Annotated in this window: 11 protein-coding genes; 9 read left to right on the top strand and 2 right to left on the bottom strand. The window is 37.7% G+C overall.

Features of this window, described 5'->3' with window-relative positions; translation table 11 throughout:
* Positions 1–13 precede the first annotated feature (13 nt).
* Complete coding sequence (locus tag FW768_RS15050; protein WP_153396764.1) at positions 14–784, top strand: GLPGLI family protein; 771 nt, start codon at positions 14–16, stop codon at positions 782–784.
* A 126-nt stretch (positions 785–910) separates the two neighbouring features.
* Here FW768_RS15050 and FW768_RS15045 read toward each other — a convergent pair whose 3' ends face one another.
* A complete protein-coding gene (locus FW768_RS15045; protein WP_153396762.1) occupies positions 911–1246 on the bottom strand; it encodes a helix-turn-helix transcriptional regulator in 336 nt (111 codons plus the stop codon).
* 231 nt (positions 1247–1477) lie between these two features.
* Here FW768_RS15045 and FW768_RS15040 point away from each other — a divergent pair, with 231 nt between their 5' ends.
* Entirely contained in the window at positions 1478–4228 is a 2751-nt protein-coding gene (locus FW768_RS15040) for a Plug and carboxypeptidase regulatory-like domain-containing protein (protein WP_153396760.1), read from the top strand.
* A 62-nt stretch (positions 4229–4290) separates the two neighbouring features.
* Here FW768_RS15040 and FW768_RS15035 read toward each other — a convergent pair whose 3' ends face one another.
* Positions 4291–4788 carry a DinB family protein gene (locus FW768_RS15035; protein ID WP_153396758.1) on the bottom strand — a complete coding sequence of 166 codons (498 nt, stop codon included), beginning with the start codon at positions 4786–4788 and terminating at the stop codon, positions 4291–4293.
* A 448-nt stretch (positions 4789–5236) separates the two neighbouring features.
* Here FW768_RS15035 and FW768_RS15030 point away from each other — a divergent pair, with 448 nt between their 5' ends.
* The 7 genes from FW768_RS15030 (at position 5237) to FW768_RS15000 (ending at position 13096) form a co-directional block, all read left to right on the top strand.
* Positions 5237–6160, top strand: a complete 924-nt coding sequence (locus FW768_RS15030; protein ID WP_153396756.1) for a GLPGLI family protein — start codon at positions 5237–5239, stop codon at positions 6158–6160.
* A gap of 147 nt (positions 6161–6307) precedes the next feature.
* Positions 6308–6562: a FeoA family protein gene (locus FW768_RS15025; protein ID WP_153396754.1), complete on the top strand. Its 255-nt coding sequence runs from the start codon at positions 6308–6310 to the stop codon at positions 6560–6562.
* Positions 6562–8595 carry a ferrous iron transport protein B gene (gene feoB / locus FW768_RS15020; protein ID WP_153396752.1) on the top strand — a complete coding sequence of 678 codons (2034 nt, stop codon included), beginning with the start codon at positions 6562–6564 and terminating at the stop codon, positions 8593–8595. Before FW768_RS15025 ends, feoB begins: the two co-directional genes overlap by 1 nt.
* A gap of 220 nt (positions 8596–8815) precedes the next feature.
* Positions 8816–9835: a DUF4421 family protein gene (locus FW768_RS15015; RefSeq protein WP_153396750.1), complete on the top strand. Its 1020-nt coding sequence runs from the start codon at positions 8816–8818 to the stop codon at positions 9833–9835.
* A 73-nt stretch (positions 9836–9908) separates the two neighbouring features.
* A complete protein-coding gene (gene glmM / locus FW768_RS15010) occupies positions 9909–11291 on the top strand; it encodes a phosphoglucosamine mutase (protein WP_153396748.1) in 1383 nt (460 codons plus the stop codon).
* Positions 11292–11344: 53 nt separating this feature from the next.
* Positions 11345–11920 carry a Crp/Fnr family transcriptional regulator gene (locus tag FW768_RS15005; RefSeq protein ID WP_153396746.1) on the top strand — a complete coding sequence of 192 codons (576 nt, stop codon included), beginning with the start codon at positions 11345–11347 and terminating at the stop codon, positions 11918–11920.
* A gap of 207 nt (positions 11921–12127) precedes the next feature.
* Positions 12128–13096 (top strand): quinone oxidoreductase family protein, encoded by a 969-nt coding sequence (locus tag FW768_RS15000; RefSeq protein ID WP_153396744.1) that lies wholly within the window; start codon positions 12128–12130, stop codon positions 13094–13096.
* Positions 13097–13337 lie beyond the last annotated feature (241 nt).

The following is a 13337-nucleotide window of genomic DNA, read 5'->3' as shown; positions in this document are numbered from 1 at the left end:
TTGCTTTGTGAATATGAAAAAATATTTTTTATTGTTTATAATGTTATTTTTTGTGACGGGTTTTTCTCAAAAACTTGATCTCAAAACAACCTTAAAAGTCACATACAATACTACCCTTCAGTTAGGTGAAAAATATAAACGCGATCAACAATTTATTTTAATAGGAAATTCGCAGGATTATTATTTTTCAGGACATAATAACTATTTATCCGATACAGGACAGAAAGATAATTTGACAAAAAAAAGCGGGATTAGTCTTTCAGCTGCAGATTATTTAGAAGAACGAATTATAAGAAAAAATGGTGTCACAAATGTTTTTGGTGATTATAAAAACAATCGTTTTAGGTATATAGAAGATGCAGAAACAAAATGGGTTTTGTATGATGATACAAAAGTGATTAATGGTGTAAAATGTCAGATGGCGGCAACTAATAAATTTGGAAGAAGGTGGATTGCCTATTTTTCTAAAGAATATCCACAATCTTTAGGACCTTATAAATTTACAGGTTTACCAGGGTTAATCTTTGAGCTATATGATACACGGAATGATTATCATTTTACCATAGCCAGAATAGAAAAAGATTTAAATGAATATGAATTCAACTTAAATGGATATAAAAAACTTAGTAAAAAGGATTTTTTAAGAGCTGTTTATAATCTGAAGTTTACGCTTGCAGCCTTTCCTCCAATCGATGATGAAGCTTTTAGAAAACAAACACAGGAAATGATTGATAAAGTGAAGAAAATGTATAACAATCCTTTAGAATTAAAACCTTTTGAATAGTCTATTAGCAAAAAACACTTTGATTTCTTTCAGTATGATACTCTATAAACAAGCTGTAGAATAAAACAGATGTTTTTATGCTGAGAGAAGTCAAAGTTTCTGTAAAGTAAATTCTGATGAAAAATATTATTTTTTCAGGCTATTAATAAGTTCTTCAAGTTTAGAATTGAAACTGCTAATAACTTCTTTATCAGAAATATTGAAAATAATTAATCCTACGGAATTATCCTTATTATCGAAAGTATTATTTGAAATTTCTAACCTTCTTTCACTATCAAAAAGGTCCTGAATTTTGACATTAAAAATTTCAGCCAGCTTCGGGATATACTGCGATTTGATATCCGTAGTTTCGTTCTCCCAATTCGTGTATGTATTCCTGTCTAATCCAAGCATATCTGCAATTTCCTGCTGAGAAAATTTTGTTTTGCTTCTTAATCTTTTGAGATTGGTACCTACTCCCATAATAAAGGTTGCTTTTGTACAAATTTATGCATTTAGCCCTACTAAAAATAAAAAACAGGAAAAAAATTTATTCCTTTCAATAGAAGTACGCATAAAAAAATAAATTATTAACAAAAATTATCACTAGTTTTATAGTGTTAATGAGCGATTTAACTTTTCCTCATAAAATACATCTTTAAAAAAGTGTAACAAAAAACACAAGTAACAAACTAATTAGTCAAATAATAAACTATGAAAAGAAAGATTTCTTTATTTCTGATGCTTTTCTTTACAGTGCTTGCCATGGCACAGAAAACAGTTTCAGGAAAGATTACTGATGAGGATGGAACGGCTATTCCCAGTGCCAGTGTTACCGTAGAGGAACCTGGTAAAGATGCTATTCTGGCATACGGGATTACCAACTCTAAAGGAGAATACAAAGTAACATTCACTTCTTCAGAATCCAATGTAGACCTTAAGGTAAAGGCATTCAACCAGAAATCACTGATTAAGCAGATCAGCAACAGCGATCAGACCCAGAACTTCAAAATGCAATCTGAAGCTACAGAAATAAAGGAAGTACAGCTGAAAACCAGGATGATCACCGCAAGAGGAGATACCATTTCATATGACCTTAAAGCTTTCGGTAGCCAAAATGACAGGACGCTTGCCGATGTAATGAAGAAAATTCCGGGGGTTGAAGTCAATAAAGACGGAACCATTCTTTATCAGGGGAATGCGATTAATAAATTCTATGTTAACGGAAAGGACCTTATGGAAGGTGGTTACGGAACCATCAACAATTCTCTGCCAAAAGATGCCGTACAGAAAGTAGAAGTACTTGAAAATCACCAGCCGGTAAAAATCCTTCAGGATAAAGTACCTTCCGATCAGGCAGCCATCAACATCAAGCTGAAAAACTCCGTAACCATGACAGGAAGAGGAGAGGTAGGTTCCGGTTTCGGAGACCCGTGGCTTTGGAATGTAAAGCTTACCCCAATGTTTTTCGGACAGAAAAGCCAGTGGGTAGTCAATTATAAAACCAACAACATGGGGGAGCAGGTTGAAAATGAAGGAAATATTCTTGCATTTGGAAGCTCCTGGGAAGGACGAAGAATTAATGCATCCCAGAATGACTGGCTGAACGTAGAGAATGCCAGCACCCCGAATCTTCCGGTAAAAAGATACCTGATGAACAGTGTACATTATCTTTCGGCCAATTATCTGACCAACATCGATAAAAAGAAAGAATGGGAGCTGAAAGCCAACGCCAATTATACCAATAACGCCGTAGAAAGAGAAGATATCACGGAAGAAGTATTCAGTCCGAGGGACAACAGACCGATGTCAACGGTAGTTACCAGCACCAGAAATAATTTCTATACAGATAAGCTGAAAGGAGAATTAATCTTTACAAAAAACGCGAAGAAGGGGTTCTTTAAAAATACAACCAGCTTCAGCCAGTTCTGGAATGGCGATCGTGCCGTAGCAACCAGAGTGGGAAGGCTTGGAAACCAGGCGGTAGAATCTCCTACCTCTTCATTTCAGAACTCTTTAAGCACCATTATACCATGGAAAGAAAAAATGGTTAATTTTAAATCCTACATCAGTTATCAGGATGACAGACAGACATTAGAGGTTTCTCCGGCTAATTACCTTCAGGTATTATATAGAAATCCTGTTGTAGACTCTATCAAACCTATCATTTTTGCTCCGGGTACATCAGTATTGCAGAGTATGAGGCTTAAAACATTAGAAACTTCCCATTCTGCCAATATCAGCTTTAGTAAAAAAGGATGGACGTTCACTCCACAGGTAGCCCTTGATTTCTCGTCCAAAAAACTGAATACAGACTTTATGGGAACAGCAATTCCTAATCCAACAATTCCGGGAGATATTGCGCCAACCTTTGATGGTCCGGAATATGAAAACAACCTGAGATTCACAGAATTTAATCCTTCAGGATCACTAGGTATTAACTATAAATCTGAATCATGGCTTTTATTTGCCAATCTTCCTGTGAATTTCAATACCATTAAAGCAGAAGATGATCTTCGTAATGTTCATAAATCCCTGAATAAAACGACCTTTACTCCGAATGCTTTTGTACAATATTCATTTGCTTCTTTTTTCAAAGCAAGTGTAAGCGGTAATATCAGTAACAACTTTGGTGATGTTAAAACAGCTTATGCGGGATATACTCTTTTAAGTCCGGGAGGATTTAATGTAATGGATCCGAATAATCCAATTCCACAAACCACTTCAAAAAGTGCAAGCTCAAGAATTGAATACAGAAACCCGCTGAATAATTTATTTTTTAATATCAGCTATGCTTTGGGTGACAGCAAAAGAAACCTTCTTGCATCTCCATTCCTGGATACTAATACAGGTTTCACCTTAACAAGGTATAAAGAGCAGGAAAATCATGCAAAAACCAACAGGTTCGGTGCCGAGATAGGAAAATATTTCCCGAAATTCAAAACCAATATGTCGGTAAGCTATAGCAATACTTTGTCAAAAGCAGATGCATTCCTTGACGACACACAGTATCTGAGTAAAAACAATACACAGGCATACGGATTTAAATTTAACAATACCTATTTCAACTGGATGAGTATAGATTATAACCTTAGCTTTTCCAGAAATAAGCAGGATAACGTAGGATTAAACGCCCAGGGAGGAAGATTAGGTATAAACGAAGGCTTTAACCATAATCTTGGCGCTTATTTCTATCCGATAGAAAACCATACCATAGGGTTCAATTGGGATCAGGTGAATACAGGGGACGGTGAGAAAAAATACAACAATGCCTTTTACGACCTTTCTTATCAGTTCTCATGGTCTAAAAAGAAAATAGATTTCGAACTGAAATGGATGAATATTGCCAACAGAAGAGTATTTGAAACATATAATATCAACCAGGTTACAAACAGTGTATCATACACCAGGGTACAACTTCGTCCGAGCCAGGTGATGCTCAGCGTAAAATTCAACTTTAAATAAATTAAAAAGAGACTGTTCAAAAGACGGTCTCTTTTCTGTTATATCAGTAATCAATATTGTTTCTAAAAACTCGGATGATCTGCAGATGGGCCATAACTTCCCGGCAACGGAATGTCATTCAGCCTGTAGTAAACGCCCAGCTGTGCCCGGTGATGAGTAATCTGGTTCAGGGCATGCCGGATAGAATTGTATTTCGTCCATTTTGCCAGCTCCTGACCATTGTTTTTCAATGCCCACGTATCATTAAGATCGTCTTCTTTGGCATTTTCAAGAGCCTCTTTTCCGGATTTAAAGTTATCATCAAGGGTGTTGAGGAGATCTTCCCTGCCGGAGAGATGTTTCGGTTGAAAGGCTCCACTGGCAAAATCCAGTTCGGAAGTTTTCAGCATGGTATTCGGCCATTCAAAAATTTCTGCAAGATGGGTGGCCAGCGGCATCATTTTCATGCTTTTCTCATGCGGAGCATAGTCGTTTTTTCCGTCGGGATAAGCGTCTATAAACTTTCTGGTGGTGTGGTACTCGGCTTCAAGCTCGTCTCTAAGTTGTGATAAAGTATCCATAATATTTTGTTTTTAAGCCCATTAAAGGTAAAACTTTTATTGCCTAAAATGTTTTAATGAAATCATAATTTTAATGAAGACAGGAAGTTAGGGGCTGGAAGAGGGAAGTTACCGGAGTCCGAAGTACAAGAAATGCCCTTTTAAAAGTATTTTATAGGAATCAGATTTTGGTAAAATTAGGAAGCGCATGAGGTTGGAAAAATAAAGTTGATAAACAGGACTGCTGCTGAGCCCAGACATAATAAAACTTCCCTCTCGCTCTTTAAGCTTTCCTCCAAATCTCAACGTACTTCTAATTTTGGCCCTAATTTTAAAGCAAAGGCATAAAACAAAAATATGTATTTAATGTTATTGATAATGAGATTGTTAAAATAAATTGAAATAAAAAAATATAAAAAAACTGTAACATATTTCAACATTTAATCACTAATTGATAAACGCCACAACAATGAAAAAGCTATTTTCTGTATTCTTAATTGCTCTTTTTGCTTTTGCAGGAGCTCAGGAATCTAAAGAAACGGCCAACAGGTTCTTTTATGAACTGACTTTTAAGCCTAAAAAAGATTCTGCAAAGCTGGATAAGGTGATTACCGTACTGGATATTACAGATAAAAACAGATCTGTTTATCAGGACTACACCATCATAGCACAGGATTCTATTATGAAGGTAGAGTTTGAAGCCATGCAGAAGGCCGGAATGATGAAAGACATTTCAAAGTCAATCAAGACACCAAAAATTTCAGCAAGGGTATATAAATTTTATCCGGGAATGAAAATTCAGTACACAGATAAAATAGCCAATGGGTTTATTCCTAGCAATATAGGGTATAATGAAGATCTGAAGTTTAACTGGAAGATTCTTAACGATAAGCAAAAAATAGGAGAATATAATGCCCAGAAAGCAACCACCGAATTTGGAGGAAGAAAATGGACAGCATGGTTCAGTACAGATATTCCTTTTCAGGACGGACCTTACAAGTTCTGGGGACTTCCGGGGCTTATTGTAAAGATAGAAGATGATCAGAAAAATTATTCATGGGTACTGCAGGGAAATAAAAAAGTAAAAGATTATACAGAGTTTTCATATATCGAAACTTTTGCCCAGGCTACAGGAGGAAAAGTAAGAGAGTTAACAAGAGAGAAATTTGAGAAGACATTTAACGATTTCAAAAAAGATCCTTTTGCAACAGTACGCCCAATGATGACACAGGAAATGCTTTCCAAAACAATTCCCGGTATGGACGGAACACTTGGAGACATGATGAAAAAACAGGAAAAACAATACAAAGACTTTTACAATGCCAATGATAACCCTATCGAGCCGCCATACACAAAGTTAAGTGTAGGGAATGTTGAAAAGGTAGAAAAGTAGGCTTCAGAATAAGCATTCATATCAACTAAATTATATTTTGAATCAACCCAGGTACAGCAATGTATTTGGGTTGATTTCTTTCATGCCGGATCGTTATTTAGATTAAATTTAAATAACGTATATTTGCATTTACTAAAATTTCAGGCTTTGAAAGAGAAGGATTTACATAAATTAAGCGGATTCCCCAAAAATAAAAAAGGGAAGATATTGGGTTATGATAATGATCACCTAAAAATGCCCAACAAGATCATTGAAATGGGACTTCTACCGGAAACCGTTTTCAGGATATTGTATCAGGCTCCGTTTAATGGTCCCATGTATGTGGAATTTGGAGAAGAAAAAAGCCGTATCGCCCTTCGTGAAGAAGAAGGAGAGTATATCATTGTTGAAGAATTGAATTAATGCAGGCAAACAAGAAAAAACAGGTACTTTTAGTAGGAAACCCCAATGTAGGAAAGTCTACGGTTTTCAATGCACTCTGTAACAAAAAGCAAAAAACCGGAAATTATGCAGGAGTCACCGTTGCTAGTCATTCCGGGAATTACACCTATAAGAACGAAGAGGTTGAGGTAGTGGATCTGCCGGGCTCGTACAGTATTTATCCAAGTTCCGAAGACGAAGCTATTTTTTCCAAATTTTTGATAGATGAGCAGGAAAATTATGCCGGCGTCATTTACATCCTTGAAGCATTAAGCCTAAAAAGAGGATTGCTTTTATTCCAGCAGATTCAGGACTTGGGTGTTCCTATAATCCTTGTGGTCAATCAGATTGATCAGGCAGAAAGAAGAGGAATTACCATTGATATTCAGAAATTTTCAGAGGCTTTAGGATGTAAAATCATTCAGACCAATGCTAAAGAACAGCTGGGAATAGAGGAAATCAAAGAAGCGGTTTTGACAAACGATTTTGCCAAAACAGCAAAAACCTCTTTTGAAACTCCGGCCGAACATAAAGATTTTATTCAGAAAATTGCAGCTCACAAAGGGTTTGACAATGAATATAAAGCCTGGATAAGTCTGTCCTCAGGATCCGATCTGGGAAAGATAGAATCTGTAAAGGATCTGATGAACGAGTCGGAAGCTAAAAGTATGGTTCCTAAAAGACTACAGGTTCAGGAAACCGTAAGAAGATACCAGATTGTTGATAAGATTCTTGCAAATGTAATTTCTAAAAAACCGCAATTCAAAGAGCTGCTGACAGAAAAACTAGATAAAATACTGGTTCATAAATTTTGGGGCTATGTCGTTTTCCTTGGAATTCTTTTGGTTATTTTCCAGAGTGTATTCTTCCTGGCTGAATATCCAATGACCTGGATTGAGGATTTATTCTCATGGCTTTCCGCCTTCACGGGAGAACACCTTCCGGAAGGACCCATCAATTCACTTGTCTCCAGCGGAATTATTCCTGGAATTGGCGGAATTGTTGTTTTTGCCCCGCAGATCGGGATTTTATTATATTTTCTCTACCTGTTGGAAGATTCAGGATATATGGCCAGAGTGGTATTCCTTATGGACCGCCTTTTGCGCCCCTTCGGACTAAACGGGAAGAGTATTGTACCATTGGTTTCGGGAACAGCCTGCGCTATTCCTGCAGTTATTTCTACAAGAAATATCGAAAACGTGAAAGAAAGACTGCTTACCATCCTGGTAACTCCTTTTATGACGTGTTCCGCGAGACTTCCGGTATATAGTATCATCATTGGGCTGATTATCTCAGATAATTCTTTTCTGGGAATCAAATATAAAGCCCTTGTACTGATGGGAATGTACCTTTTAGGCTTCCTTGTGGCATTATTTTCTGCAGCAATTCTTAACCGGTTTATTAAAAATAAAGGTAAAACCTATCTTGTAATGGATCTTCCCGCCTATAAAAAACCACTTTTCGGATATGATCTTAAAATGGTCCTGGGAAAAGTATGGGACTTCATTACAGGAGCAGGAAAGATCATTTTCATTGTTAGTATCATTATCTGGTTCCTGAGTTATTTCGGTCCGAAACAAAAGCCTGATGAGATGGTTGCAGCAAACGTTGAGCTGGATCACTCCTACCTGGCAAGAATGGGGAAAAGCATTGAGCCTCTTATTGAGCCTCTGGGCTACGACTGGAAAATGGGCGTAGGAATTCTGACAAGCTTTGTAGCAAGAGAAGTATTCGTAGGAACGATGTCTACATTGTACAGTCTGGAAGAAGACGCTCCTGAAGTGAAAGTGATTGATAAAATGAGAAGAGACGTAAAACCAAACGGTGAGAAAGTTTTCAGCTTTGCCACAGGCGTTTCTGTACTCTTATTTTATGCATTTGCAATGCAGTGTGTTTCTACACTTGCAGCGGTCTACAGAGAAACCAAAAGCTGGAAATGGACTGGCTTTCAGGTGGCGATGATGACAGGTTTGGCATATTTTGTATCAATGATAGTATATCAGATTTTAAAATAATGGACACTTCATTAATCTTTCAGTACATCCTTGTGGCATTAATCGTTGCATTTGCCTGTTACTCTTTATTTAAGGTACTCAGAAAAAACTTTGCACCGAAAAAATTCAGCTCCAAAAGAACAAACTGCGACAAAGACTGCGGTTGTTCTTAATATGCTTTTAAATTCAAATTGAAAAAAATGTAGTAATTTTCGGTCTTTAAACTAAAACCGTTTCAATTTTGAACTTAAAAGCAGTAACTGCACTTCTGTTTTCTTTCGCAGTAACATGGGCTAATGCCCAGACCGATACTACCACTATTAAATCTTATGCGGATCAGGTGATGGTTCGCGTGAACTTTGATACCAATATTGAGAAGTATATCTTTACGGAAGGACCGGAGGAGCAGGCAAAAGAAACCTCTCTTTCAATCAATAACAAAACCAGAGCTTCTCTATCTCTGGATTACAGGATCATAAGTGCCACCCTTTCATTTGCGCCCAACTTTCTTCCCGGAAACAGCGATGATGATGTGAAAGGAAGAAGTTCCTATACCGATATCAGGTTCAGATTCTTCCCGAAAAAATTCATTCAGACCGTTTACTATAAAAATGTAAAAGGATTCTATATAGACAATATGAAAGACCTGTATCCTGGATGGCAGGAAGGAAGAGATCCGTATCTTAAATTCCCTGATCTGAGAGTGCAGAGCTTCGGAGGATCTACAGCCTATGTTCTCAAGAACGATTTTTCCCTGAAAAGTACCTATACGCAAGGGGAATGGCAGAGTGTAAGCCGGGGAAGCTGGGTACCGATTGTAGATTACGACCTGTCCATTTTCAGAGATGTGATAGATGGGCAGAAATCTAAAGAATACCAATATAACATTGGGGCGAGCATGGGCTACTTTTATAACTGGATAATCAGTAAAAAAGTAAACGTTTCCCCACACGTTTCATTCGGTCTTGGCGGGATGTTTTCCAACAGCCGCAGCTATGAGAGAGACGGAACCTTTACAAAGGAAAATACCCAATATATGACCGTTAGATTTTCAACAGGATTACATATTGGCTATAATACGGACCGATTTTTGTTTGGGGGTAAATTCAATATCAATGCACAGGCTTATGAAGAAAAAGAAAACCAGACTGTACAGAGTAATTCCATGTATGGACTTTTATACATCGGTTACCGTTTTGCACCGCCAAGAGCCGTAAAAAACACTTATGATGCCGTGCAGAAAAAGATCCCGGTTTTATAAGTTAAAAGTCTTTTTAAGTATCTTTGTTCAGGAACAATAAACACAATAACAACTAAAAAAATAATCAAGCAGAATGTCATTAATAAAATCTATTTCAGGAATCAGAGGAACGATTGGCGGAAAAGTGAATGATAACCTGACTCCTTTGGATGTCGTAAAATTCGCTTCTGCATTCGGAACATGGCTTCAGAATAATAAAAATAAAAAAGATTTAACCCTTATCATCGGGAGAGATGCCAGAATTTCAGGGCAGATGGTCTCTTCTCTGGTTACCGCTACGTTACAGGGATTAGGAATCAATGTGGTGGATCTTGGTCTTTCCACAACCCCTACCGTAGAAATAATGGTTCCGGAACTGAAAGCAGACGGAGGAATTATTCTTACTGCTTCCCACAATCCGAAACAATGGAATGCCCTTAAGCTTTTAAACGATAAAGGAGAATTCATCAGTGGTGAAAACGGAGCAGAAGTTCTTGCTTTGGCAGAAAATGAAGATTTCAACTATGCTGAAGTAGATGATCTTGGGAAATACGAAACCAGAGACGACGCTTTCGATATTCATATCCAACAGATCCTTGACCTTCCAATGGTAGATGCAGAAGCCATTAAAGCGAAAAATTTTAAAGTGGTTCTGGATGCTGTAAACTCTACAGGAGGAATTGCCATTCCGATGTTATTGGATAAATTAGGCTGCGAAACCATCAAACTATACTGCGAGCCGACAGGACATTTCCCACACAATCCTGAACCTTTGAAAGAGCATTTGGGAGATATCTGCGACCTGGTTAAAAAAGAAAATGCAGACCTTGGAGTCGTAGTAGATCCGGATGTAGACCGATTAGCACTGATTGATGAAAAAGGAGAAATGTTCGGAGAAGAATATACCCTGGTTGCCGTTGCTGACTACTTGTTGAAACATAAAAAAGGAGCTGCAATCTCCAACCTTTCTTCAAGCCGCGCGCTGAGGGATGTTGCGGAAACCCACGATTCAGAATATTTTGCAAGTGCCGTAGGAGAAGTGAATGTTGTGACTTTAATGAAAGAGAAAAATGCAGTAATAGGCGGCGAAGGAAACGGAGGTATTATTTACCCTGAGCTTCATTACGGCAGAGATTCTTTGGTAGGAGTAGCCTTATTTTTAACCCATCTGGCAAAAGAAAATAAAATTGTTTCGGAATTAAGAGCTGGGTATCCAAGCTATTTCATGGGCAAAAAGAAGATCGAACTTACTCCGGAAATCAATGTAGATGAGATCCTTTCCAAAATGGAAAAGGAATATGAAAATGAAGAAGTTTCTACAGTAGACGGGGTAAAAATAGACTTTGAAAACAACTGGGTTCACCTTAGAAAATCAAATACAGAGCCTATTATCAGGATTTATACAGAAGCAAAATCCCAGGAAGAAGCAGATCAGCTGGGAGATGCTATCATTGCAAAAATTAAAAGTTTAATCTAAATATAAAGAAGAACGGAACAGAAACAGTTTCGTTCTTTTTTCTTGATATTCATATGTTTGAGCATATTCAGGACCGTTTTCCTTTTCCCAAAGAAAAATGGCGGAAATTTCACCGTTGTTTCCAACGTATGGAAGTTCCGGCCAAAACCCTGCTTCTACAGGAAGGAGAAATATCAGAATATGCCTACTATATAGAAAAAGGAGTGGTAAGAGCCTGGTATAATAATGACGGAAAAGATGTTACCTTCCAGTTTTTCATGGAAAATACCATGTTTTCTTCTCTGGAAAGCTTTAGGAAAGGGCTTCCGAGTATGGTTTCTTTTGAGACGATAGAGCCCTGTATTTTGTGGAAGATCAGTAAATCTGATGCAGAGGCTGTCCTGGAAGAAGTATATGAAGACAAAGAACTCAGGAATATGTTCATGGATTCCCTGTTTGAAAGGGTATTCGATTATATGAAACACTTTTTCTCCTTCATTAAAGATACCCCGAAACAGAGGTACATCAGTCTGGCCAAAGAACGCCCCGAAATCATCCGGAGAATTCCCCAGCATTATATTGCATCCTACTTAGGGATTACCACAGTACACCTGAGCAGGATAAAAAGTGCGATTCTGAAAGAAAAGTAGTGGGGAAGAAAGCCGGGATGATGGAAGTTATGATTTTTCCTAAAATACTATTCTATCCTATAATTATTGATTTGAAAAATCATTAGTTATACCAGGATGGTAATAAACTTCCCTCTTCAAATCTCCATCTTCCCTCCTGAAACTAATAACAAATGTTATTGCACTCTGATATTCGCTAAACCTAATTTTGTACAAAAATTAAACCTAATGAAAGCAGCAGTTGTATTTGAAAAAGAAAGTATTCCTCAATATGCCGATTTTCCGGATCCGGAAATAACAGAGAAAGGGATTCCGGTAATGGTAAAAGCGGCATCTATTAAAAACCTTGACCGTGCCATAGCCGGAGGAAATCATTATTCTGTAAGCAGTGAAGCCCACCAGCCAAGAATTATAGGAACAGATGGCGCCGGATACCTGGAAAATGGGCAGAAAGTATATTTTTTCAGCAAGAAAGGAACCGTAGCAGAAAAAGCGATGGCAGATCGTAATCTTATCGTTCAGATTCCTGAAAGATTAGATTTTGTTACAGCATCCGCACTTCCTAATGCCGTGATGGGCTCAGCAATGGGGTTGAAATTTAAAGCCGGAATGAAGCCGGGAGATACCGTTTTAATCAACGGAGCAACCGGAGTAACCGGGAAAATTGCTCTTCAGATTGCAAAACTGTACGGTGCCGGGAAAATTATTGTGACCGGAAGAAACCAAGAATCATTACAATCTCTGCTCAGTCTGGGTGCAGATGAAACGGTTTCTTTAAAAATACAGGACGAAGATTTCAAAAAAAGAATACAGGAAATTCACAGCGAAACTCCGGTTGATATTGTTTTAGATTACATCTGGGGGCATTCTGTGGAAATGATCCTTGCAGCCATGAAAGGAAACGGAACCTTCTCCCGTACAACAAAACTGGTTTCTGTAGGCGGCATGAGCGGTGATACCCTTCAGTTATCTTCACAGATTCTGAGAGGAACAGATATTCAGATCTCCGGATCAGGGCTGGGAAGCTGGACTCCTGAGGAATCAAAACTTTTGTTCTCAGAAATTATCCCGGAAATGTTTCAGGCAGCAGCAGACGGAAAAATTAAAATATATACTGAAACCGCAGAGATAAAAGACATAGAAACGGTCTGGAATAAAGAAATTCCGGGTGGAAAAAGGCTGGTTATTATCATTTAAAGAAAAGAAGCTGGAAGAGAGAGGCTGGAAGATATTGCTCTGCTTTAAACAAATAATAGTTTTATTGAACATTAGTTTAAAGGATTTCCTGTAATCCCTCATACCTTCATAACTTCCCTCTTCCGGCTCCCATCTTCCCATCTTATCCATAATTTCCTTTTTTTATCCACAATCTTTTCATATTGTTTTCTTTTTTTGCTATCTTTAAAATAGAAATTTACGAAACAGGTAATTCAAAAAA

Source organism: Chryseobacterium vaccae (genome assembly GCF_009602705.1).
Classification (GTDB): Bacteria; Bacteroidota; Bacteroidia; order Flavobacteriales; family Weeksellaceae; genus Chryseobacterium; species Chryseobacterium vaccae.
Note: the sequence above shows the minus strand (reverse complement) of the source record. Positions and strands in the feature narration are given on the sequence as shown.

Bases quoted from the DNA above. Each gene is read 5' to 3' on its own strand.
- FW768_RS15000 (WP_153396744.1), top strand. From the start codon at position 12,128: ATGAAAGCAGCAGTTGTATTTGAAAAAGAAAGTATTCCTCAATATGCC.
- feoB (WP_153396752.1), top strand. From the start codon at position 6,562: ATGCAGGCAAACAAGAAAAAACAGGTACTTTTAGTAGGAAACCCCAAT.
- FW768_RS15030 (WP_153396756.1), top strand. From the start codon at position 5,237: ATGAAAAAGCTATTTTCTGTATTCTTAATTGCTCTTTTTGCTTTTGCA.
- FW768_RS15045 (WP_153396762.1), bottom strand. From the start codon at position 1,246: ATGGGAGTAGGTACCAATCTCAAAAGATTAAGAAGCAAAACAAAATTT.
- FW768_RS15040 (WP_153396760.1), top strand. From the start codon at position 1,478: ATGAAAAGAAAGATTTCTTTATTTCTGATGCTTTTCTTTACAGTGCTT.
- FW768_RS15035 (WP_153396758.1), bottom strand. From the start codon at position 4,788: ATGGATACTTTATCACAACTTAGAGACGAGCTTGAAGCCGAGTACCAC.
- FW768_RS15005 (WP_153396746.1), top strand. From the start codon at position 11,345: ATGTTTGAGCATATTCAGGACCGTTTTCCTTTTCCCAAAGAAAAATGG.
- glmM (WP_153396748.1), top strand. From the start codon at position 9,909: ATGTCATTAATAAAATCTATTTCAGGAATCAGAGGAACGATTGGCGGA.
- FW768_RS15050 (WP_153396764.1), top strand. From the start codon at position 14: ATGAAAAAATATTTTTTATTGTTTATAATGTTATTTTTTGTGACGGGT.